19 protein-coding genes are annotated in these 21753 nt (G+C 74.8%); 14 read left to right on the plus strand and 5 right to left on the minus strand.

The window, feature by feature from the left end:
• Positions 1-53 precede the first annotated feature (53 nt).
• Positions 54-2048 carry a S9 family peptidase gene (locus tag ACI79H_RS16845; RefSeq protein ID WP_456555563.1) on the plus strand — a complete coding sequence of 665 codons (1995 nt, stop codon included), beginning with the start codon at positions 54-56 and terminating at the stop codon, positions 2046-2048.
• A 1-nt stretch (position 2049) separates the two neighbouring features.
• Here ACI79H_RS16845 and ACI79H_RS16850 read toward each other — a convergent pair whose 3' ends face one another.
• The gene (locus ACI79H_RS16850; protein WP_456555564.1) at positions 2050-2634 is read right to left on the minus strand and encodes a sugar O-acetyltransferase; all 585 of its coding nucleotides are present in this window, start codon (positions 2632-2634) and stop codon (positions 2050-2052) included.
• A gap of 54 nt (positions 2635-2688) precedes the next feature.
• Here ACI79H_RS16850 and ACI79H_RS16855 point away from each other — a divergent pair, with 54 nt between their 5' ends.
• On the plus strand, positions 2689-2988 hold the full coding sequence (locus ACI79H_RS16855; protein WP_456555565.1) for a hypothetical protein: 300 nt from the start codon (positions 2689-2691) through the stop codon (positions 2986-2988).
• A 19-nt stretch (positions 2989-3007) separates the two neighbouring features.
• Here the strand turns inward: ACI79H_RS16855 and ACI79H_RS16860 are convergent, their stop codons facing one another.
• Positions 3008-3670, minus strand: coding sequence for an MBL fold metallo-hydrolase (locus tag ACI79H_RS16860; protein WP_456555566.1), 663 nt, complete (start codon positions 3668-3670; stop codon positions 3008-3010).
• Between the two features lie 49 nt (positions 3671-3719).
• On the opposite strand from ACI79H_RS16860, the gene ACI79H_RS16865 reads away from it, so the two are divergent.
• From ACI79H_RS16865 to ACI79H_RS16875, 3 genes are all read left to right on the plus strand, one after another.
• Complete coding sequence (locus tag ACI79H_RS16865; RefSeq protein WP_456555567.1) at positions 3720-5213, plus strand: amidase; 1494 nt, start codon at positions 3720-3722, stop codon at positions 5211-5213.
• A gap of 172 nt (positions 5214-5385) precedes the next feature.
• On the plus strand, positions 5386-8277 hold the full coding sequence (gene uvrA, locus ACI79H_RS16870) for an excinuclease ABC subunit UvrA (protein ID WP_456555568.1): 2892 nt from the start codon (positions 5386-5388) through the stop codon (positions 8275-8277).
• A 100-nt stretch (positions 8278-8377) separates the two neighbouring features.
• Positions 8378-9112, plus strand: a complete 735-nt coding sequence (locus tag ACI79H_RS16875; RefSeq protein WP_456555569.1) for an SDR family NAD(P)-dependent oxidoreductase — start codon at positions 8378-8380, stop codon at positions 9110-9112.
• A gap of 4 nt (positions 9113-9116) precedes the next feature.
• Here the strand turns inward: ACI79H_RS16875 and ACI79H_RS16880 are convergent, their stop codons facing one another.
• Positions 9117-9653 (minus strand): hypothetical protein, encoded by a 537-nt coding sequence (locus ACI79H_RS16880; RefSeq protein ID WP_456555570.1) that lies wholly within the window; start codon positions 9651-9653, stop codon positions 9117-9119.
• 151 nt (positions 9654-9804) lie between these two features.
• Between ACI79H_RS16880 and ACI79H_RS16885 the strand changes: the two genes are divergently transcribed.
• Genes ACI79H_RS16885 through ACI79H_RS16900 form a run of 4 tightly spaced genes read left to right on the plus strand, consistent with a single transcriptional unit; the run spans position 9805 to position 13317 of the window.
• Positions 9805-10788, plus strand: a complete 984-nt coding sequence (locus ACI79H_RS16885) for a Bug family tripartite tricarboxylate transporter substrate binding protein (protein WP_456555571.1) — start codon at positions 9805-9807, stop codon at positions 10786-10788.
• Positions 10785-11336, plus strand: coding sequence for a tripartite tricarboxylate transporter TctB family protein (locus tag ACI79H_RS16890; RefSeq protein ID WP_456555572.1), 552 nt, complete (start codon positions 10785-10787; stop codon positions 11334-11336). Before ACI79H_RS16885 ends, ACI79H_RS16890 begins: the two co-directional genes overlap by 4 nt.
• Positions 11336-12910, plus strand: coding sequence for a tripartite tricarboxylate transporter permease (locus ACI79H_RS16895; RefSeq protein WP_456555573.1), 1575 nt, complete (start codon positions 11336-11338; stop codon positions 12908-12910). Before ACI79H_RS16890 ends, ACI79H_RS16895 begins: the two co-directional genes overlap by 1 nt.
• A complete protein-coding gene (locus ACI79H_RS16900) occupies positions 12907-13317 on the plus strand; it encodes a universal stress protein (RefSeq protein WP_456555574.1) in 411 nt (136 codons plus the stop codon). The genes ACI79H_RS16895 and ACI79H_RS16900 overlap by 4 nt, the downstream gene beginning before the upstream one ends.
• Here ACI79H_RS16900 and ACI79H_RS16905 read toward each other — a convergent pair whose 3' ends face one another.
• Positions 13318-13992 (minus strand): response regulator, encoded by a 675-nt coding sequence (locus ACI79H_RS16905; protein ID WP_456555575.1) that lies wholly within the window; start codon positions 13990-13992, stop codon positions 13318-13320.
• Complete coding sequence (locus ACI79H_RS16910; RefSeq protein ID WP_456555576.1) at positions 13989-16499, minus strand: ATP-binding protein; 2511 nt, start codon at positions 16497-16499, stop codon at positions 13989-13991. The genes ACI79H_RS16905 and ACI79H_RS16910 overlap by 4 nt, the downstream gene beginning before the upstream one ends.
• 321 nt (positions 16500-16820) lie before the next feature.
• Between ACI79H_RS16910 and kdpF the strand changes: the two genes are divergently transcribed.
• The 5 genes from kdpF (at position 16821) to ACI79H_RS16935 (ending at position 21618) form a co-directional block, all read left to right on the plus strand.
• Positions 16821-16898, plus strand: coding sequence for a K(+)-transporting ATPase subunit F (kdpF, locus tag ACI79H_RS16915; RefSeq protein ID WP_456555671.1), 78 nt, complete (start codon positions 16821-16823; stop codon positions 16896-16898).
• Positions 16898-18559, plus strand: a complete 1662-nt coding sequence (gene kdpA / locus ACI79H_RS16920; protein ID WP_456555577.1) for a potassium-transporting ATPase subunit KdpA — start codon at positions 16898-16900, stop codon at positions 18557-18559. Before kdpF ends, kdpA begins: the two co-directional genes overlap by 1 nt.
• Positions 18556-20610, plus strand: a complete 2055-nt coding sequence (gene kdpB, locus ACI79H_RS16925) for a potassium-transporting ATPase subunit KdpB (RefSeq protein ID WP_456555578.1) — start codon at positions 18556-18558, stop codon at positions 20608-20610. The genes kdpA and kdpB overlap by 4 nt, the downstream gene beginning before the upstream one ends.
• Complete coding sequence (gene kdpC, locus ACI79H_RS16930; protein WP_456555579.1) at positions 20610-21206, plus strand: potassium-transporting ATPase subunit KdpC; 597 nt, start codon at positions 20610-20612, stop codon at positions 21204-21206. The genes kdpB and kdpC overlap by 1 nt, the downstream gene beginning before the upstream one ends.
• Positions 21207-21309: 103 nt before the next feature.
• Positions 21310-21618 (plus strand): hypothetical protein, encoded by a 309-nt coding sequence (locus ACI79H_RS16935; RefSeq protein WP_456555580.1) that lies wholly within the window; start codon positions 21310-21312, stop codon positions 21616-21618.
• Positions 21619-21753: the final 135 nt, after the last annotated feature.

Below are 21753 nucleotides of genomic sequence, written 5' to 3' on the forward strand. Positions count from 1 at the left end.
GGCCCGGAGGTGACGGCGGATCCGCACGGGCGGACGGACTAGCGTCGAGGGCCATGCGCCCTGACGATCTCGCGGTCCTCCGCACGCCGGGCGTCCCGACCGTGTCGCCGGACGGCCGGATGGCGGTCGTCGCGGTGGAGCGGCTGGACCTGGGGGCCGATGAGTACCGCGGCCAGCTCTGGGCGGTCCCGACCGACGCCTCGGCGCCGGCGCGGCCGATCACCACCGGGCACCGCGACGGCGCGCCGGCGTTCTCGCCGGACGGCCGCTGGCTGGCCTACCTGGGTGCCGAGCAGGGCGGCAAGCCCCAGGTCTGGCTGCTCGCCACGGCCGGCGGCGAGCCGCGCCGGCTGACCGACCACCCCCTGGGGGCCGGTGCCCCGGTGTGGGCGCCGGACTCCCGGCGGCTGGCCTACGTGGCCCGCGTCCCCGACGCCGGGCGCTACGGCACGGCCGACGGCGTCGGCCCCGAGGCCGAGCCGCCGCGGCTGTTCACCACGCTGCAGTACCGCGCGGACGGCGTGGGCTTCCTGCCCGACCGGCGCAGCCAGGTGTTCGTCCTCGACCTGCCGCCGCACCTGCACGACGACGCCGCGGAGCTGCCGCGGCCGGTTCAGCTCACCACCGGCGACGCCGACTGCGCGGACGTCGCCTGGCGCCCGGACGGCGGGGCGCTGGCGTTCGTCTCCGCCCGTCACCCGCGCGCCGATCGGGACCTGGTGCGCGACGTGCACGAGATCGGGGTGGACGGGACGGGGCTGCGCCGGGTGACCGGTTCGCGCGGCGAGTGCGCGGGCCCGGCCTACGCGGCCGACGGGACGCTCGTGGTCACCGCCGTCCCCGACCTGGGGCCCGAGGGCACCGACTTCGTGGCCCGCCAGCGGGTGCCCTGCCGGGTGCCCGACGACGGGGCGCTGCTCCCGCTGCTCGACCCCGCCGACCACCACCGCGGCGACCTCGGGCCGGCCACGGTGCTGGCCGACGGCGCCGTCCTCCTGGGCGTCGAGCGACGAGGCTCGGTCGAGCTGCTGCGGGTGCCGATGGACGGCGGACCGCCCGAGGTGCTGCTGGGCGGGCCGTTCACCGTGCGGGGCGTCGCCGCCGGGGGAGGGGTGGTCGTGGCGACCGTCGCGCACGACCGCTCGGCCGGCGAGCTGATCGCGCTGTCCCGAGGAGGACGCCGGCTGCTCACGGCGTTCGGCCGGGACCTGGGCGCGACCGGCCGGCTGCACCGGATGCGCGACCGCAGCGTGCCGTCCTCCGACGGGTCCCCGGTGCACGGCTGGGTCACCACGCCGCCCGGGCCGGGACCGCACCCGGTGCTGCTCATGATCCACGGCGGCCCGTTCGCGCAGTACGGCTGGACGCTGCTCGACGAGACCCAGGTGCTGGTCTCGGCCGGTTACGCGGTCGTGCAGTGCAACCCGCGAGGGTCCTCCGGGTACGGCTCGGCCCACGGCCGGGCGGTCCGCGGCGCCCTCGGCACGGTCGACGCCGACGACGTCCTCGCGTTCCTGGACGCGGCGCTGGCCGACCCGGCGCTCGACCACGACCGGGTCGGGGTCCTGGGCGGCTCCTACGGCGGCTACCTCACCGCGCTGATCCTCGGCCGCACCGACCGGTTCGCCGCCGCGGTGGTGGAGCGCGGGTTCCTCGACCCGGTCAGCTTCGTCGGCTCCTCGGACATCGGGTGGGTGTTCGCCGACCAGTACGTCGGCACCGACCCGGCCCGCGTGGCCGCGCAGAGCCCGCTGGCCGGCGCGGGCGCCATCACCACCCCGACGCTCGTCGTCCACTCCGAGGAGGACTGGCGCTGCCCCGTCGAGCAGGGCGCCCGCCTCTACGTCGAGCTCAAGCGGCGGGGCGTCCCCTCCGAGCTGCTGCTCTTCCCGGGCGAGGGGCACGAGCTGTCCCGCTCGGGTCGGCCTCGGCACCGGCTGGCCCGGTTCGAGCACCTGCTGCGGTGGTGGGCGCGCTGGCTGCCGACCGCCGAGAACCCCGGCCCGGGCACCGCCGAGCTGGTCGACGACCCGTCGGATCAGGGCTGAGTCAGGACGCGTCGAGCCGGCGCACGACACGGGCCGGGTTGCCGACGGCGACGACGTCGGCCGGCAGGTCCTTCGTGACGACGGCGCCCGCTCCCACGACGGTGTTGGCGCCGATCGTGACGCCGGGCAGCACGATCGCGCCCCCGCCGAGCCACACGTTGTCGCCGATGGAGATCGGCTGCGCCGCCTCCCACTTCTCGCGGCGCGGCCCGGGCTCGAGGGGGTGGGTGGGGGTGAGCAGCTGGACGTTGGGACCGATCTGCACGTCGTCGCCGATCGTGATGGCGGCGACGTCGAGCGCCACGAGCCCGAAGTTGGCGAAGCTGCGGGCGCCGATCGTGATGTTGCGGCCGTAGTCGACATGCAGGGGCGGCCGGAGCTCCGTGCCCTCGCCGACCGAGCCGAGCAGCTGCTCGAGGAGCGCCCGGCGCAGCGGCGCCTGGCGCACCGACGTCGCGTTGTAGGCGGCCGAGAGGTCCAGCGCGCGGGCGCTCGCCTCGGCGAGCTCGGGGTCGTCGGCGATGTAGGGGTCGCCGGCCTCCATCCGCTCGCGCATGGACCGGGTGTCGTCGGCTCCGCTGGTCACCGGGCCAGGCTAGGCGGACGCGCGCGGAACGGGCCCGCGCCTCTACGGTGGGGCATGGCGCTCATCTACCCGGTCCTGGCGGACGCTCCCGAACCCGACGAGGAGGCGCTGCCGGACTTCGCCGAGCTCGCCGCCGACCTCTCCGACCAGTGGCTGGTGGAGGTGGCGGTCGGCGAGGACGGCGACGAGGGCTGCTTCGGGCCGCTCTCCGCCCGGGCCGCCTGGGACCTCGCGGTCGGGGTGGACCAGCGGCGTCCGGAGTGGAACGTGTCGATACTGCCGCTGTACCTGCCCGGCACACCGGACGAACTGGCCGCCGCCTTCGACGACGACGACGAGCCCGCGGAGGCCTGACGGCCGCCGTCGCCGCGCGTCACCAGCCGCGGGCGCGCCACTCCGGCAGGGAGGGGCGCTCGGCGCCGAGCGTCGTGTCCCCGCCGTGGCCGGGGTAGACCCAGGTGTCGTCGGGGAGCGCGCCGAACAGCCGCTGCTCGACGTCGTCGATCAGGCTGGCGAAGCGGGCGGCGTCCTGCTGGGTGTTGCCGACGCCGCCGGGGAAGAGGCTGTCGCCGGTGAAGACGTGCGTGCCGGCGCCGTCCCCGCCGCGCCACACCAGCGCGATGCTGCCGGGCGTGTGCCCGCGCAGGTGCACGACCTCGAGCACCTGCTCGCCGACGGCGACGGTGTCGCCGTGCTCCACCGGTCGCTGCACGGGCACCGGCAGGTCAGCGGCGTCGGCCGGGTGGGCGACGGTCACCGCACCGGTGGCCGCGACGACCTCGGGCAGCGCGCGGTGGTGGTCCCAGTGCCCGTGGGTGGTGACGACGGTGCGCAACGGCGCGTCGCCGACCAGTGCCAGCAACGCCTCCGGCTCGGCCGCGGCGTCGACCAGCAGCGCCTCGCCGGTGGCCGTGCAGCGCAGCAGGTAGGCGTTGTTCGCCATCTCGCTGACGGCCAGCTTGCTGATCGTCAGCCCGGGCAGCTCCCGCACGGCGGGCGCCCCACCGACCTCGACGTCCCCGGTGTACGAGCTCATCTCCGGCCTCCGTTCGAAAACTGTCGGCGTCCGCCGCTACGGTCCAGGCATGGACGCTAGCGGAGGTCTCGGACCGCCCCCGATCGTCATGCGGGCCGGTGACGGGTCGTCCGGGCGGCCGGTGCCCTGGGCCGGTGACCTGGACGGGACGCCGAGCGACCCGGCGCTGGTCGGGCTGCCCGCGGCGGAGATCGCCGCGCGGGTCCGCTCGGGCGAGATCACGGCCGTCGACGTGGTGCGGGCGCACCTCGACCACATCGAGGCGGTCGACGCCCGGGTCGGCGCGTTCCGCGTGGTGCGGCGGGCCGCGGCGCTCGCCGAGGCCGCGGCGGTGGACGCCAGCCTCACCCGGTTCGCGCTCCCGCTCGCCGGGGTGCCGGTGGCGATCAAGGACAACGTCGCCGTGGCGGGGGAGACGTGCACCGACGGCTCCGCGGCCCGCCGCTGCGAACCCGAGCGCGCCGACCACCCGGTGGTCACCCGGTTGCGCAAGGCCGGTGCCGTCGTCGTCGGCATCACCCGAGTGCCGGAGCTCTGCCTCTACGCGGCGACCGACGGTCCCGGCACGGTCAGCCGCAACCCCTGGGACACCGCGCTGTCCCCGGCCGGCAGCTCCGGCGGCAGCGCCGCGGCCGTCGCGTCCGGGTCGGTGCCGATCGCGCACGGCAACGACGGCATGGGCTCGCTGCGGCTGCCGGCCGCCGCGTGCGGGCTGGTCACGCTGAAGCCCGGCACGGGCGTCGTGCCCGGCGGCATCGGCGCCGACGACTGGTCGGGCATGGCGGTCAACGGCGCGCTGGCGACCACCGTGGCCGACCTCGCGCTCGCCCACGCCGTGCTCGCGGGCGAGGCGCCGGAGCAGCCGCCGGCGCCGGACCGCCCGCTGCGGATCGCGGTGAGCACCCGGTCGCCGATCCCCGGGGTGGGCGCCGACGCGGCCACCCGGGCGGCCGTCGACGCGGTCGTGGCCCAGCTGGAGGCCGCCGGCCACACCGTGGTCCGCCGCAACCCGCCGCTCACCCCCGGGGCCGCCGCGGGGGCGCTGGTCCGCTGGATGGCCGGGGCCGAGGACGACGCCGAGCTCCTGGGCCTGGACCGGCACAAGCTCCAGCCGCGCAGCCGGACCCATGCCCGCATCGGGCGGGTCGTCCGGCGGCTCGGCCTGCTCCGCCCGCGCACCCAGGAGCGGTTCCGCGAGCGGATGACCGGCTTCTTCGACGACGTCGACGTGCTGCTCACCCCGGTGACCACCGGCCCGCCGCTGCCCGCGCGGCCGTGGCACGAGCGCGGGTTCCTGGCCAACATCACGGCCAACGCACGGTGGGCGCCGTGGACCGCGGCGTGGAACCTCGCCGGGCTCCCGGCGGTCGTGCTGCCGGCTGCCGGCCGCACGGGCGGGCCGCCCGTCGCCGTCCAGTTCGCCGGCCCCCCGGGGGCCGAGGGACGACTACTCTGGCTGGCCGGTGAGCTGGAACGCCGGCTCCCGTGGCGCCGCTACGCGCCCGTCTTCGATCCCACCGCACCGTCGACCGCCGAGCTCTGAGCGCGGCCGCCCCGCGGGTGGGTGCAGGTCACACCACGGAGGCGGACGACCGCGGGGAGCAGGCACGTTGCACCCGCAGGAGCGGCGGCGTCCACGGCAGCCACCGCAGGACCAGCACCACGGCACCAGCACCGCCACACCGCGACACCCACCAGCGACCGACAGGGATCACATGGACCGGCTCGTCGTCCGCGGCGCCCGAGAGCACAACCTCAAGGACGTCCACCTCGACCTCCCCCGTGACGCGCTCATCGTCTTCACGGGTCTCTCCGGCTCCGGCAAGTCGAGCCTGGCCTTCGACACGATCTTCGCCGAGGGGCAGCGCCGGTACGTCGAGTCGCTGTCGGCGTACGCCCGCCAGTTCCTCGGTCAGATGGACAAGCCCGACGTCGACTTCATCGAGGGGCTCTCGCCGGCGGTCTCGATCGACCAGAAGTCGACCAACCGCAACCCGCGGTCGACCGTCGGCACGATCACCGAGGTCTACGACTACCTGCGCCTGCTCTACGCGCGCGCCGGCCAGCCGCACTGCCCGAACTGCGGCAAGCCGATCTCCCGGCAGACCCCCCAGCAGATCGTCGACCAGGTGCTGGCGATGGAGGAGGGCACCCGCTTCCAGGTGCTGGCCCCCGTCGTCCGCGCCCGCAAGGGCGAGTACGTCGACCTGTTCAGCTCCCTGCAGACCCAGGGCTTCTCCCGCGTCCGGGTCGACGGCACGGTGCACTCGCTCACCGAGCCGCCGAAGCTGAAGAAGCAGGAGAAGCACTCCATCGAGGTCATCATCGACCGCCTCACGGTCAAGGAGAGCGCCAAGCGCCGCCTGACCGACTCGGTGGAGACGGCGCTCGGCCTGGCCGGCGGCCTCGTCGTCCTCGAGTTCGTCGACCTCCCGGACGACGACCCGCAGCGCGAGCGGACCTTCTCCGAGCACCTCGCCTGCGTCGACGACGGGCTGTCCTTCGAGGCGCTCGAACCGCGCTCCTTCTCGTTCAACTCGCCCTTCGGCGCCTGCACCGAGTGCACGGGCATCGGCACCCGCAAGGAGGTCGACCCCGAGCTGGTCGTCCCCGACCCGGAGAAGAGCCTCAACCAGGGCGCCATCGCGCCGTGGTCGAGCTCGATGAGCAACGAGTACTTCACCCGGCTGCTCACCGGCCTGTCGCAGCAGATCGGCTTCTCCATGGACGACCCGTGGGAGCGGCTGCCGGCCAAGGTGCAGAAGGCGATCCTGCACGGCTCGCCCGACCAGGTGCACGTCCGCTACAAGAACCGGTACGGCCGCGAGCGCAGCTACTACGCCGCCTTCGAGGGCGTGCTGCCCTTCCTCGAGCGCCGGCACGACGACACCGACAGCGACTACATGCGGGACAAGTACGAGGGCTACATGCGCGACGTGCCGTGCCCCGTGTGCCACGGCACCCGTCTCAAGCCTGAGATCCTGGCCGTCAAGCTCAACGGCCGCTCGATCGCCGAGGTCACCAACCTGTCCATCGGCGAGGCCTCGCAGTGGCTCGGCGTCCTGGAACTGGGGGAGCGGGAGAAGGCGATCGCCGACCGCGTGCTCCGCGAGATCCAGGCGCGGCTGTCCTTCCTGGTCGACGTCGGCCTGGACTACCTCTCCCTCGACCGCCCGGCAGCCACGCTCGCCGGTGGTGAGGCGCAGCGGATCCGGCTGGCCACCCAGATCGGGTCCGGTCTCGTCGGCGTGCTCTACGTGCTGGACGAGCCCTCGATCGGCCTGCACCAGCGGGACAACACCCGGCTGATCGAGACGCTGGTCCGGCTGCGCGACATGGGCAACACGCTCATCGTCGTCGAGCACGACGAGGACACCATCAAGGTCGCCGACTGGGTGGTCGACATCGGCCCGGGCGCCGGCGAGCACGGCGGCGAGGTCGTCGTCAGCGGCACCGTCGACGAGCTGCTGGCCAGCGAGCGGTCGCTCACCGGCCAGTACCTCTCCGGGCGCAAGGCGATCGAGATCCCGGCCCAGCGCCGCGAGCTGACGCCCGGCCGCGAGCTGGTCGTGAAGGGCGCCCGCGAGAACAACCTGCGGGGCATCGACGTGGCGTTCCCCCTGGGGGTCCTGACCGCCGTCACCGGCGTCTCGGGCTCGGGCAAGTCGACCCTGGTCAACGACATCCTCTACACGACGCTGGCCAACCAGCTGAACCGCGCGCGCATGGTCGCCGGCCGGCACCGCACCATCACCGGCCTGGACCAGCTCGACAAGGTCGTGCACGTCGACCAGTCGCCGATCGGCCGCACCCCGCGGTCGAACCCGGCCACCTACACCGGCGTGTGGGACCAGGTCCGCAAGCTGTTCGCCCAGACCACCGAGGCGAAGATGCGCGGGTACCTGCCCGGACGCTTCTCCTTCAACGTCAAGGGCGGCCGGTGCGAGGCGTGCTCCGGCGACGGCACGCTGAAGATCGAGATGAACTTCCTGCCCGACGTCTACGTGCCCTGCGAGGTGTGCAAGGGGGCCCGGTTCAACCGGGAGACCCTCGAGGTGCACTACAAGGGCAAGACGGTCGCCGAGGTCCTGGACATGCCGATCGAGGAGGCCGCGGACTTCTTCGCCGCCATCCCGGCGATCGCGCGCTACCTGCGCACGCTCACCGAGGTCGGCCTCGGCTACGTGCGGCTCGGCCAGCCCGCCACCACCCTCTCCGGTGGTGAGGCGCAGCGGGTCAAGCTGGCCAGCGAGCTGCAGAAGCGGTCGAACGGCCGCAGCATCTACGTCCTCGACGAGCCGACCACCGGCCTGCACTTCGAGGACATCCGCAAGCTGCTGCTGGTGCTCCAGGGCCTGGTCGACAAGGGGAACTCGGTGATCGTCATCGAGCACAACCTCGACGTCATCAAGAGCGCCGACTGGCTGATCGACATGGGCCCGGAGGGCGGGTTCCGCGGCGGCACGGTCGTCGCCGAGGGGCCGCCGGAGTTCGTCGCCACCGTGCCCGAGAGCCACACCGGCCGGTACCTGGCGAAGATCCTCGACGAGGACGCCGTGGCCGCGGCCGCCGCACCGAAGAAGCGGGCCCGCAAGAAGGCCAGCTGACACATCGACGGCGCCCGTCCCCGTACCAGGGGGCGGGCGCCGTCGCGTCGGGGACCGCCCCGTCACCCCCACCGGCTCCTGGCGCTGCAGACTGCGCGGCATGGACCTCACCGATCACGTCGTCATCGTCACCGGGTCGAGCAGCGGCATCGGCGAAGCCGTCGCCCGGAGGCTGGCGGGCGCGGGCGCCCGCATCGTCGTCAACTCCGCCTCCTCCGTCGACGCCGGGGAACGGCTGGCAGCCGAGCTCGGCGACGCCGTCTACGTGCAGGGCGACATCTCCGAGCCGGCCACGGCGCACGCGCTGGTCCAGGCGGCGCAGGACCGCTGGGGCCGGCTCGACGGCCTGGTCAACAACGCGGCGGTCACGGCGGACGTCCCGCTCGCCGACATCGACGGCGTGACGATCGACCACTGGAACCGGGTGCTCGGCGTCAACGTCGTCGGGACCTTCCTCGTGTCGCAGGCCGCGCTCCCGCTGCTGCGTGCCGCCGAGGACGGGTGGATCGTCAACATCACCTCGATCGCCGGCATCCGCCAGACCGGTAGCTCGCTGCCCTACGCCGTCTCCAAGGCGGCCGTGGACCACCTGACCACGCTGCTCGCCAAGCACGCCGGCGGCGGGGTCCGGGTGAACGCGGTGGCGCCCGGTCTCGTGGCGACGCCGTGGACCGAGACGTGGGACCAGATCAAGGAGGGGGTGAGCGCGATGGCTCCGCTGAAGCGGGTCGCCACGCCCGACGACATCGCCGACGCCTGCGTGGGGCTCATCGGCACCCGCTACGCGACCGGCCAGACGCTGCTCGTCGACGGCGGGCTCGGGCTCGTCGTCTGACCGGTCAGGCGACCTGTTGCGGCCGGAACGGGGGCCGGTGGTCGACGACCTCGACCAGCGTGCCCCCGTCGGGCTGCGGAACCCGCCCGGCGGTCAGGTCGGCTGCGACGGTGGTCAGCGCCCGGGCCGCCGCCTCCTCCCCGCGCACCTGCCAGCGCGCCCAGCGCCGGAACCGGCCCCGTGCCAGCAGTTCGACCTCCCAGGTGCCCGACCTCGGCGTCCGCAGGTGGGCCACGGCCATGCGGAGGAGCCAGCCCGTCCGGCCGAGCGCCCACAGGCGGGTGCCCGGCCGTCCTTCGCCCCGCCGGAACGCCGACAGCTCCGCGTCGACCGGGTCGCTGACGGGGGCGGCCGGCTCCCGGATGTCGGTGGGCACCTCCGGACCCAGGGGGGCCGGGTGCTGCCCCAGGGCCGCATCGAGCCGGCGGCGCATGCGGTCGACGTCGGGGCCCGCTCGCGGCGGCACCGTCCCGGTCCCGCGCACCTCCCGGGCCCGCACCGTCCACCGGGCACCCCACACGTCGGTCACCGTCGTCCGCACCGCGCACCTCCGTCGCCGTCTGCGGGAGAGCATCGCCGCTCGACGGACGCGCGCGAGCCGTTGTCCACAGGCAGCGGCGGCGGAGTGGCGCGGCAGGCCGCGGGGGAGTGGACTGAGACCACGTCCCGCACCTGTTCGGAGGTCCAATCCCGTGGCCTTCTCCCGGAGATCGTTCCTGGCCGGCGCCGTCGCCGCGCCGCTGCTGACCACCCTCGCCGGATGTGCCGGGACGGTCGTGCAGCCCGGCGACCTCTCCCGGATGCGGATCATGGCGCCGGCCAGCCCCGGCGGCGGCTGGGACACCACCGCACGCGTCATGCAGCGCGTCATCCAGAGCGCCGGGCTGGCCCGCAACGTGCAGGTCTTCAACGTCGAGGGCGCCGGCGGCGTCATCGGCCTGGGCCAGCTGGCCCGCCAGGACGACGACGCGCTGCTCATGATGATGGGCCTGGTCATGGTGGGCGCGGTCGACACCAACGAGTCCGCCACCCGGCTCGACGACGTCACCCCGATCGCCCGTCTCATCGGCGAGACCGAGCTGATCGTCGCCGCGGCGGACGCACCCTTCGACGACGTGGAGGGGTTCGTCGAGGCCTGGCGCGCCGATCCGCAGGGCACGCCCATCGCGGGCGGCTCCGCCGGCGGCACCGACCAGATCCTCGCCGGGCTGCTCGCCCAGGCGGCCGGCATCGACCCGGGCCAGATCAACTACATCCCGTACTCCGGCGGCGGGGAGTCGCTGTCCGCGCTGCTCGGCGGCCAGGTGGTCGCGGGCATCTCCGGCACCGCCGACTACGGCCCCCAGGTGCAGTCCGGCGACCTCGTGGGCCTGGCCGTCTCCACCCCGGAGCGCTCCGACCAGGTGCCCGACGTGCCGACCCTCGTGGAGTCCGGCTTCGACGTCGAGGTGTCCAACTGGCGCGGCGTCATGGCCCGCCCCGGCATGACCGACACCGCCCGGGAGGACCTGATCGCGCTCGTCGTCGACATGCACGACAGCGACGAGTGGGCCGAGGCGCTCGAGAACAACGGCTGGGACGACCAGCTGCTGACCGGAGCCGAGTACGGCGAGTTCCTGGCCGAGGAGGAGACCCGCGTGCGCCAGATCCTGCAGGAGATCGGGTTGATCCAGTGAGCAGCGCAGCGGACCTCGGCCCGCCGGAGGCGGCGCCCGGGCCGCCCGGGCCGCCCGGCCGGAGCACCGGCGAGCTGGTCATGGCGCTGCTGCTCGCGGCGCTGGGGCTGTACCTCGTCCTGGACGCCGCCAACATCGCGGTGCCGGGCTCCACCAACCAGGTCGGCCCGCGCTTCTTCCCCTACCTGGTCGGAGGGGTCGTCACGGCGACCGGCATCGCGCTGGCCGTCCGCGTGTGGCGCGGCGACCGCGGGCCCGCGGACGAGAGCGAGGACGTCGACCCCACGGCCGGCACGGACTGGCGCGCGGTCGGCATCATCGCGGCCGCCTTCCTGGCGCACGCGCTGCTGATCAACGTCGTCGGGTGGCCGCTGGCCGTCACCCTCATGTTCGGCACCGTCGCGTGGGCCCTCGGCGCCCGCGGCATCGTGCGCCCGCTGATCGCCGGCGGGATCGCCTCGGTCGTGGTCTGGATCGTGTTCGTCAAGGCGCTGGACGTGGCGCTGCCCGGCGGCACGCTCCTCGAGTGGGCGACGGACTGGTTCTGATGGACGCACTCGGCGACCTCGTCGACGGGCTGGCCACCGCGCTGACCCCGGAGAACCTGCTGTTCGCGCTCGTCGGCGTCATCCTGGGGACGGCGGTGGGCGTGCTGCCCGGCATCGGGCCCGCCATGACCGTCGCGCTGCTGCTCCCCGTCACCTACGTCCTGGAGCCGACCAGCGCGTTCATCATGTTCGCGGGCATCTACTACGGCGGCATGTACGGCGGGTCGACGACGTCGATCCTGCTGAACACCCCGGGCGAGTCCAGCTCGATCATGACCGCGCTGGAGGGCAACAAGATGGCCAAGGCCGGCCGCGGCTCGGCGGCGCTGGCCACCGCGGCGCTCGGCTCGTTCGTGGCCGGCACCATCGCGACGCTGCTGCTCGCGCTGCTGGCGCCCACCGTCGTGGACCTCGCCATCGGCATCACCGCGGCCGACTACTTCGCCATCACCGTGCTCGCCTTCGTCGCCGTCGCCACCGTGCTGGGCGCCTCACCGCTGCGCGGCCTGGCCTCGCTGGGCATCGGGCTCTACCTGGGCCTGGTCGGCACCGACGTCCTCACCGGGCAGGAGCGGTTCACCCTGGGGGTCCCGCAGCTCTCCGACGGCATCGACGTCGTCGTCGTTGCGGTGGCGCTGTTCGCCGTCGGCGAGTGCCTCTACGTCGCCTCCCGGCTGCGCCGCGGCCCGGTGCAGGTGATGGGGACGTCGGGGCCGTGGTTCACCCGTCAGGACCTGCGCCGGTCGTGGAAGCCGTGGCTGCGCGGCACCGCCTACGGCTTCCCCTTCGGTGCGCTGCCCGCCGGTGGCGCGGAGATCCCCACGTTCCTCTCCTACGCCACCGAGCGGAAGCTCACGAAGCACCCTGAGGAGTTCGGCAAGGGCGCGATCGAGGGCGTGGCCGGCCCGGAGGCTGCGAACAACGCGGCCGCCGCGGGCGTGCTCGTGCCGCTGCTGACCCTCGGCATCCCGACCTCGGCGACCGCCGCGATCATCCTGGCCGCCTTCCAGGGCTACGGGATCCAGACCGGCCCGACGCTGCTCACCACCGAGTCGGGGCTGGTGTGGACGCTCATCGCGTCGCTGCTCATCGGCAACTTCATGCTGCTGGTGCTCAACCTGCCGCTGGTCGGCGTCTGGGTGAAGCTGCTGCGCATCCCGCGGCCCTACCTCTACGCGGGCATCCTGATGTTCGCCTCGCTGGGCTCGTACGCGGTCAACGCCGACCCGCTCGACCTCGTCCTGCTGCTGGTCATCGGCCTGCTCGGCTTCTTCATGCGGCGGTACGGCTGGCCGGTGGCGCCGGCGGTCATCGGGCTGATCCTCGGGCCGATCGCGGAGACCAACCTGCGGCGGGCGCTGGCGATCAGCGGCGGTGACCTGTCGGTGCTGGTCGACAGCTGGGTCAGCCGGATCGTGCTGGCGCTGTCGCTGCTGGCGCTGCTCGGCCCGATCGTGCTGCGTCTGGTCCGCGGCCCCCGGGCCACCCCGGCCGAGGTGCAGGAGTCCGGCACGCTGCAGCGACCCGTGCCCGCCGGGCGCGACCGCGGCGCCGACGAGGAGGAGGAGCGGTGAGCTCAGGCACGGTCGTGGTCGGCTACGTCCCGGGGCCTCGCGGTGAGGCGGCGCTGCTGCACGGCATCGAGGAGTGCCGGCGCCGCGGGGCCAGGCTCGTCGTCGTCAACTCCTCCCGCGGGGACGCCCTGGTCGACGAGCGCTACGTGCAGGGCGCCGACCGGCGACGGCTGGAGGACGAGCTCACCGTGGCGGGCGTGCCGGCCGAGCTGCGGCAGCCGGTGTCCGGGCGCGACGTCGCCGAGGAGCTCGCCGACGTCGTCGCCGAGACCGGGGCCGAGCTGCTGGTCATCGGGCTCCGGAAGCGCAGCCTCGTGGGCAAGCTGCTGATGGGCAGCGCCGCGCAGCGGATCCTGCTCGACGTCGAGTGCCCGGTCCTCGCGGTGAAGGCGCCGCCGCGGGCCTGATCAGGGCGTGAAGCGGTACCCCATGCCGGGCTCGGTGCGCAGGTAGCGCGGCACGGCGGGTGCGGGCTCCAACTTGCGGCGCAGCTGGTTGAGGTAGACCCGTAGGTAGTTGGTCTCCTTCTCGTACGCCGGTCCCCACACCGCCTGGAGCAGGTGGCGCTGCCCGACCAACCGGCCGGGGGAGCGCACCAGCTCGGCCAGCAGCGCCCACTCGGTCGGGGTCAGCCGCACCGGGGCGCCGTCCACGGTCACCTGCTTCGCCGCGAGGTCGACGGTGAAGTGGTCGGTGGTCACCACCGGGCCGTCCGTGCCGGCCGGGCCGCGGCGGGCGAGCGCCCGCAGGCGGGCGAGCAGCTCGGCCATGTCGAACGGCTTGGTGACGTAGTCGTCGGCCCCGGCGTCGAGGGCGTCCACCTTGTCCCGGCTGTCCGCCCGGGCCGAGAGCACCAGCACCGGCCCGGTGAACCACGGCCGCAGCCCCGCCAGCACCTCCGTCCCGTCCAGGTCCGGCAGCCCCAGGTCGAGGACGACGACGTCCGGGTGCGCCGCGGCCGCCTCGTGCAGCGCCGTCGTCCCGTCCGCGGCGGTGACGACGTCGTGGCCGTCGGCGCGCAGCGTGATGCGCAGGGCGCGGAGCAGCTGCGGGTCGTCGTCGACGACCAGCACCCGGCTCACGCGGGGCTCCCGACCGGGGCCTGGACGGCGGGGACCGCGACGGCGGGCAGCGCGACCACCATGGTGAGGCCCCCGCCGGGGGTGTCCTCGGCGGTCAGCGAGCCGCCCATGGCCTCGGTCAGCCCCCGCGCGACCGCCAGGCCGAGGCCCACGCCCTGCCCGCGGGGCGCGTCGCCCAGCCGCTGGAAGGGGGCGAACAGCCGCTCCCGGTCGGCCTCGGCCACCCCCGGCCCGGTGTCCACGACCCGCAGCTCGACCCGGCCGGCGACCGCCCCCGCCGTGACGTGCACCGGCCCGTCGGTGTGCCGGGCGGCGTTGGCCACCAGGTTGGCCAGCACCCGCTCGAGCAGGCCGGCGTCGGCCAGCACGGCGGGCAGCGCGTCGGGGACGGCCAGCGACAGGCGGTCGCGGTCGGGGGCCTCCAGCTCGGCGCCGGCCCGGAGCGCGACTGCGGCGGCGTCCACCGGACCGGTCACCGGCGCCACGGCGCCGGCCTGCAGCCGGCTCATGTCCAGCAGGTTGTCGACCAGCGCCGTCAGCCGGTCGGCCGACTCGTCGACGGTGGTCACCAGCTCGGCGCGGTCGGAGTCGGTCAGCGCGAGGCCGGGGGTGCGCAGCGCCGACGCGGCGGCCTTGATGCCGGCCAGGGGGGTGCGCAGGTCGTGGCTGACCGCTGCCAGCAGGGCCGTGCGCATGCTGTTGCCCGCCGCCAGCCGGTCGGCCTCCGCGGCCTGGGCCGTCAGCCGCCCGTGCTCGACGGCGACCGCGACCTGCTCGGCGAAGGCGACGAGGACGCGGCGCTCACCGGCGGCCAGCGCGCGGCCGCACAGCCGCAGCGCCAGGGTGCCGGTCACCGGGACCTCGTCCCCGGGGTCACCGGCGGACGCACCGCAGGCCCCGACCACGACCTCGCCGTCGGAGCTGCGCTCGACCATCTGCACCGAGCGGAGCCCGAAGGCCTCCCGCACCTGCTCCAGCATCCCCGGCACCGTCCGGTCGCCGGCCAGCACCGACCGCGACAGCGACGCCAGCAGCGCGGTCTCCGCGCGGGCGCGGGCGGCCGCGACGCCGCGGCGGGCCGAGCGGTCCACGACCGTGGCGACGGCGACCGCGACGACCAGCCCGCCGACCAGCGCGACGACGTCGTCCAGGCGGGCGATCGTGAAGCCGCCGGTCGGCGGGACGAAGAACCAGTTCTCGGCGAGCCCGCCGGCCACCGCGGCGGCCAGCGAGGGCCACAGCCCGCCGACCAGGGCCACGGCCACCACCAGCAGCAGGAAGGCCAGCAGCACGACGGGCAGCGACAGCCCGGGGACGGCCAGGCAGGCGAGGGTCACCAGCGGGACCCCGGCGACGGCCAGGGTCAGCCCCCACCAGCGGCGCCGGGCGGTGAGCGCGCCGGTCAGCGGCGGCAGCCGCCAGCCGCGGGAGCCCGCCTCGCCGTGGGTGACGATGTGCACGTCGATCTCGCCGGCCCCAGCGACCACCTGGCCGCCGATCCCGCCGCGCACCGCCCGGGCCCACCGGGACCGCCGGCTGGTGCCGAGGACCAGCTGGGTGGCGTCGACGCCGCGGGCGAACTCCAGCAGCGTCGTCGCGACGTCGTCGCCGACGACCTGGTGGAAGGTGCCACCCAGGCTCGCCACGAGGGCCCGCTGGTCGCGGACCGCGGAGGGCGGGACCCCGACGAGGCCGTCGGGGGAGAGCACGTGGACCGCGAGCAGCTCCCCACCGGCGCGCTGGGCCACCCGGGAGGCCCGCCGGACCAGCGTCTCGCCCTCGGGGCCGCCGGTCAGCGCGACCACGACCCGCTCGCGGGCCTCCCACACGTGGTCGATCTCGTGCTCGGCGCGGTAGCGGCGCAGCCCCTCGTCCACCCGGTCGGCGAGCCACAGCAGGGCCAGCTCGCGCAGCGCGGTGAGGTTGCCGACGCGGAAGTAGTTGGCCAGCGCCGCGTCCACCCGCCCGGCCGGGTAGACGTTGCCGTGCGCCATGCGCCGCCGCAGCGCCTCCGGTGACATGTCGACCAGCTCGACCTGGTCGGCCCGGCGGACGACGGCGTCGGGCACGGTCTCCTGCTGCGCGATGCCGGTGATCTGCTCGACGACGTCGGTGAGGCTGGCCAGGTGCTGCACGTTGACCGTGGTCAGCACGCCGATCCCGGCGTCCAGGATCGCCTCGACGTCCTGCCAGCGCTTCTCGTGCCGCGAGCCGGGCACGTTGGTGTGCGCCAGCTCGTCGACGACCACCAGCTGCGGGCGCCGGGCCAGCACGGCGTCGAGGTCCAGCTCCTCCAGCGCCACGCCGCGGTGCACCACGCGGGCGCGGGGGAGGACCTCGAGGCCGGCCAGCTGCTCGGCGGTGCGCGGGCGTCCGTGCGTCTCCACGATGCCGAGGACGACGTCCGCGCCGCGCTCCAGCCGGCGACGGGCCTCCCCGAGGACGGCGAAGGTCTTGCCGACGCCGGGAGCGGCACCCAGGTAGATGCGCAGCGTTCCGCGGGCCATGCCCCCATGATCGGCCGTCCCGCCCGCCGGGACGACGCGCCGGGCGTCAAGAACGCGTCAACGCCCCCGGACGGGTGAGCGCACACCGGCGCCCGTCAGGGCGCCGTCAAGGTCGTCCCGCCCGGCCGTCAACAACCCGTCAAGAGGCCCTCCGACCGGTCCGGGGGCTCCTAGCGTCGCCGCCCGGACGTGGACGGCACGGGGCCGTCCGCGCGGGACGGAGAAGGTGCTCTCGACGGTGACCGACGTGGTCTGCGTGCTCCTCACGCTGGTGGTCTTCGGACTGCTGGCGCTCGCGGGGCGGGGGGTGGAGCGGCTGTGATGTGGCTGGGACCGGCCGTCGCCGCCGCACTCCTGCTCTACCTGCTCGCCGCCCTGCTCTTCCCGGAGCGGTTCTGATGAGCGCTGCGACGGCCGGGTGGCTGCAGGCCGTGCTGCTGGTCGCAGCGCTGTCCGTCGTCCACCGGCCCCTCGGCGACCGGATGGCCGAGGTCTTCAGCAGCGACCGGCACTGGCGGGTCGAGCGGGCCGCCTACCGGGCCGTGGGCGTGGACGCGGCCACGGAGCAGCGCTGGCCGGTGTACCTGCGCAGCGTGCTGGCGTTCTCGGCGGTGTCGGTGCTGCTGCTCCACGCGCTGCAGCGGGCGCAGCAGTGGCTGCCCTGGTCGAACGACCTGCGCGCCGTGGAGCCGGGCTCGGCCTGGAACACCGCCGTCAGCTTCGTGACCAACACGAACTGGCAGGGGTACTCCGGCGAGTCGACGCTGGGCCACCTCGTGCAGATGGCCGGGCTGGCGGTGCAGAACTTCCTCTCGGCCGCGGTCGGGCTCGCCGTCGCCGTCGCGCTGGTCCGCGGCTTCGTCCGCACCCGCACCGACCTGCTGGGGAACTTCTGGGTCGACCTCACCCGGGCGGTCACCCGCATCCTGCTGCCTCTGGCGGTGCTGGGCACCGTCGTCCTGGTGCTGGGCGGCGTGGTGCAGAACCTGTCGTCGGGCACCGGGGCGAGCACCCTCGCGGGTGCGACCCAGTACCTGCCGGGTGGGCCGGTGGCCTCGCAGGAGGCCATCAAGCTGCTGGGCACCAACGGTGGTGGCTTCTACAACGCCAACTCGGCGCACCCGTTCGAGGGGCCGAGCGCCTGGATCTCGCTGTTCCAGGTCTTCCTGATCCTGGTGGTCCCGTTCTCGCTGCCCCGCACGTTCGGCCGGATGGTCGGCGACCGGCGGCAGGGCCTCGCGATCCTCGGGGTGATGGGCACCTTGGCCACCGCCTCGGTGGCGCTGACCGGCTGGGCGCAGGCCCGGGCCGGGGGAGCCGCGCTCCAGCTCGCCGGTGCCGCGGCGGAGGGGCAGGAGGTCCGCTTCGGCGGGCCGCTGTCCGCCCTGTTCGGAGCGGCCACGACGCTCACCTCGACCGGCGCGGTCAACTCGATGCACGACAGCTTCACGCCGGCCGGCGGGCTGCTGACCCTCGTCAACATGATGCTGGGCGAGGTCGCGCCCGGCGGGGTCGGCTCCGGGCTCTACGGGATGCTGGTCCTCGCCGTGCTCGCGGTGTTCGTCGCCGGGCTCATGGTCGGGCGCACCCCGGAGTACCTCGGCAAGAAGCTGGGCCGCCGCGAGATGACCCTCGCGTCGCTGTACGTGCTCGTCACACCGGCGCTCGTGCTGACCGGCACCGCGGTGGCCGTGGCCACCGAGGCGGGCCGCGGCTCGATGCTCGCCGGCGGCCCGCACGGCCTGTCGGAGGTGCTGTACGCCTTCACCTCCGCGGCGAACAACAACGGCTCGGCGTTCGCCGGGCTGAGCGCGAACACCGACTTCTGGAACGTGGCCCTCGGCCTGGCCATGGCGTTCGGCCGCTTCCTGCCGGTCGTCCTCGTCCTCGCCCTCGCCGGCCGGCTCGCCGCGCAGGGCCGGACCCCCGTCACCGTCGGGACGCTCCCCACCCACCAGCCGCTCTTCGTCGGGCTGCTGGTCGCGGTGGTGCTCGTCGTCGTCGGCCTCACGTACTTCCCCGTGCTCTCGCTCGGGCCGATCGCAGAAGGACTGTCATGACCACCGCGCTGGACCGCCCTCCCGTGCACGCCGGGGAGCCGCGTGCTCCGCAGCGCCCCCGCGTCGAGTGGGGCCCGGCCGTCGCCGGGGCGCTCCGGAAGCTCGACCCGCGCGGTCTCGTCCGCCAGCCCGTCGTCTTCGTCGTCTGGGTGGGCTCGGTGCTCTCCACGGTGCTGGCGCTCACCGAGCCCTCGGTGTTCGGCTGGCTCGTCACGGCCTGGCTGTGGCTGACGGTGCTCTTCGCGAACGCCGCCGAGGCCGTCGCCGAGGGGCGCGGCAAGGCGCAGGCGGCCACCCTGCGCCGGGCCCGCGCCACGACCTCCGCCGTCCGCCCCGACGGCACCGAGGTGCCGGCCGCCGACCTCCGGCCGGGTGATCGGGTGGTGGTCGTCGCCGGGCAGGTCGTCCCCGGGGACGGCGACGTCGTCGAGGGCATCGCCAGCGTCGACGAGTCGGCCATCACCGGGGAGTCGGCCCCGGTGATCCGGGAGTCCGGCGGCGACCGGTCCGCGGTGACCGGCGGGACGACGGTGCTCTCCGACCGCATCGTCGTCGAGATCACCAGCCGGCCGGGGGAGACCTTCGTCGACCGGATGATCGCCCTGGTCGAGGGCGCCCAGCGCCAGCGGACGCCGAACGAGGTGGCGCTGAACATCCTGCTCAGCTCGCTCACCATCGTCTTCCTGCTCGCCGTGGTGACCCTGCAGCCGCTGGCGACCTGGTCGGGCGCGGAGCAGTCGATGACCGTGCTCATCGCGCTGGTCGTCTGCCTCATCCCGACCACCATCGGGGCGCTGCTCTCGGCGATCGGCATCGCCGGCATGGACCGGCTCGTGCAGCGCAACGTCCTGGCGATGAGCGGGCGCGCCGTCGAGGCCGCCGGCGACGTCGGCACGCTGCTGCTGGACAAGACAGGCACCATCACGCTGGGGAACCGGCAGGCCGCGGCCTTCACGCCGGTGGGCGACGCCACCGTCGAGGAGGTCGCCGACGCCGGGCGGCTGGCGTCGCTGGCCGACGAGACCCCGGAGGGCCGCTCCGTCGTCGAGCTCGCGCGGACGGCGTACGGGCGGCCCGAGCCCACCCCGGTGCCCGGCGCGGAGTTCGTGCCCTTCACCGCGCAGACCCGGATGAGCGGGGTGGACCTGCCGGACGGGCGCACCCTCCGGAAGGGCGCGGCGGGGGCCGTGCTCGCCTGGGTGCGCGCGCTCGGCGGGTCCGTCCCGCCGCAGGTCGACGAGGTCGTCGACGGCATCTCCGCCTCCGGCGGGACCCCGCTGGTCCTCGCCGAGCACGCGGCACGAGGCGTCCGCGTCCTGGGGGTCGTCCACCTCAAGGACGTGGTCAAGCCCGGGATGGCGGAGCGCTTCGCCGAGCTCCGCCGGATGGGCATCCGCACGGTGATGATCACCGGCGACAACGAGCGGACCGCCCGCGCCATCGCCGCCGAGGCCGGCATCGACGACGTGCTCGCCGAGGCGACGCCGGAGGACAAGCTCGCGCTGATCCGCCGGGAGCAGGAAGGCGGCCGGCTGGTCGCCATGACCGGCGACGGCACGAACGACGCGCCCGCCCTGGCGCAGGCCGACGTCGGCGTCGCCATGAACACCGGGACGACCGCGGCCAAGGAGGCCGGGAACATGGTCGACCTCGACTCCGACCCGACGAAGCTGATCGAGATCGTGGCGATCGGCAAGCAGCTGCTCATCACCCGCGGGGCGCTGACCACGTTCTCGATCTCGAACGACCTGGCGAAGTACTTCGCGATCCTCCCGGCCATGTTCGCGGGAGTCCTCCCCGGCCTCGACGCGCTGAACGTGATGCGGCTGGCCTCGCCGGAGTCGGCGATCCTCTCCGCGGTCGTGTTCAACGCGCTGGTCATCGTGGCGCTGGTCCCGCTGGCGCTCCGCGGCGTCCGGTACCGGCCGGCCTCGGCCTCGGCGGTGCTCCGCCGCAACCTCCTGGTCTACGGCCTCGGTGGCGTGCTGCTGCCCTTCGTCGGGATCAAGCTCATCGACCTGCTCGTCTCCCTCGTCCCCGGGATCGCCTGATGCCTGCTCCACGCCCGGGCCGCCAGCTGGTGGCCGCCGTCCGCTTCCTCGCCCTGGCCACCGTGGTGCTGGGACTGCTCTACCCGCTCGCCATGACGGGCCTGGCGCAGCTGGTCGCACCGGGCCGGGCCGACGGCTCGCTCGTCCGGGTCGACGGCGAGGTGGTCGGCTCGACCCTCGTCGGCCAGGCCTTCACCGACGCCGGGGGGCAGCCGCTCCCGCAGTACTTCCAGTCGCGGCCGTCCGCCTCGGGGTACGACGGGGCGGCGTCGGGCGGGTCGAACCTCGGTCCGAACTCCGCCGAGCTGGTCGAGCTCGTCGAGGCACGGCGGGCCGCCGTCGCCGAGCTCGAGGGGGTCGACGTCGCCGACGTGCCGGCCGACGCGGTCACGGCGTCGGCCTCCGGGCTCGACCCGGACATCTCCCCGGAGTACGCCGCGATCCAGGTCGACCGGGTCGCCGCGGCGCGCGGCGTCCCCGCGGACGCGGTGCGCGAGCTGGTGGTCGAGCACTCCTCGGGACGCGACCTCGGGGTGATGGGCGCCCCGCACGTGCGGGTGCTCGGGCTGAACCTCGCCCTGGACCGGGAGCTGTGAGCTGGGACGGCGCGTCGTCGGCTTGTGATCGAGGTCACGGACGGGCTACCCTGCGTGTGACAGACGTCACCCAGGCCGCCGTGCGGCCCGCGAGGAGGCCGCGATGAGCGCGCTCACGCCCGACTGCGACCCCGACATGACCCACTGCGGTCAGCCGTGGCAGGGGAAGAGCTCCCCGGGGGCGAGCATCCTGTCCGCCGCCGTGCTGCTCACGCTGCTCGGCGTCTCGCTCGCCGTCGTCGCCACCCGGGCGGTGTCCGACGCGTTCGACCTCGTCGCCGCCCCGCTCGCCGTGCTGACGGCGATCGCGCTGGTCCGCCGCGCCGTGCGCCTGGCCGCGCAGGGCGCCCGGGCGGTCGCGGCGCGCGTCCCGACGTCGGTCCCGGTCCGTCGCTCGCAGCCGGTCGGCTGACCGCCGCAGCACCCCGTCCTCCCGGGAGCCGGGGCACGCCCTGCGTGCCCCGGCTCGCGGCTGCCCGCCGTCCTGTGACGCCTGTGACGGACGGGTACCGCCCCGGGCGGCGTGTCACCCCTCCGACCTAACCTG

The sequence above is a fragment of the Blastococcus sp. SYSU D01042 genome (assembly GCF_054050515.1).

Bases quoted from the DNA above. Each gene is read 5' to 3' on its own strand.
- ACI79H_RS16845 (WP_456555563.1), top strand. From the start codon at position 54: ATGCGCCCTGACGATCTCGCGGTCCTCCGCACGCCGGGCGTCCCGACC.
- ACI79H_RS16855 (WP_456555565.1), top strand. From the start codon at position 2,689: ATGGCGCTCATCTACCCGGTCCTGGCGGACGCTCCCGAACCCGACGAG.
- ACI79H_RS16860 (WP_456555566.1), bottom strand. From the start codon at position 3,670: ATGAGCTCGTACACCGGGGACGTCGAGGTCGGTGGGGCGCCCGCCGTG.
- ACI79H_RS16865 (WP_456555567.1), top strand. From the start codon at position 3,720: ATGGACGCTAGCGGAGGTCTCGGACCGCCCCCGATCGTCATGCGGGCC.
- uvrA (WP_456555568.1), top strand. From the start codon at position 5,386: ATGGACCGGCTCGTCGTCCGCGGCGCCCGAGAGCACAACCTCAAGGAC.
- ACI79H_RS16875 (WP_456555569.1), top strand. From the start codon at position 8,378: ATGGACCTCACCGATCACGTCGTCATCGTCACCGGGTCGAGCAGCGGC.
- ACI79H_RS16895 (WP_456555573.1), top strand. From the start codon at position 11,336: ATGGACGCACTCGGCGACCTCGTCGACGGGCTGGCCACCGCGCTGACC.
- ACI79H_RS16910 (WP_456555576.1), bottom strand. From the start codon at position 16,499: ATGGCCCGCGGAACGCTGCGCATCTACCTGGGTGCCGCTCCCGGCGTC.
- kdpF (WP_456555671.1), top strand. From the start codon at position 16,821: ATGTGGCTGGGACCGGCCGTCGCCGCCGCACTCCTGCTCTACCTGCTC.
- kdpA (WP_456555577.1), top strand. From the start codon at position 16,898: ATGAGCGCTGCGACGGCCGGGTGGCTGCAGGCCGTGCTGCTGGTCGCA.
- kdpB (WP_456555578.1), top strand. From the start codon at position 18,556: ATGACCACCGCGCTGGACCGCCCTCCCGTGCACGCCGGGGAGCCGCGT.
- kdpC (WP_456555579.1), top strand. From the start codon at position 20,610: ATGCCTGCTCCACGCCCGGGCCGCCAGCTGGTGGCCGCCGTCCGCTTC.
- ACI79H_RS16935 (WP_456555580.1), top strand. From the start codon at position 21,310: ATGAGCGCGCTCACGCCCGACTGCGACCCCGACATGACCCACTGCGGT.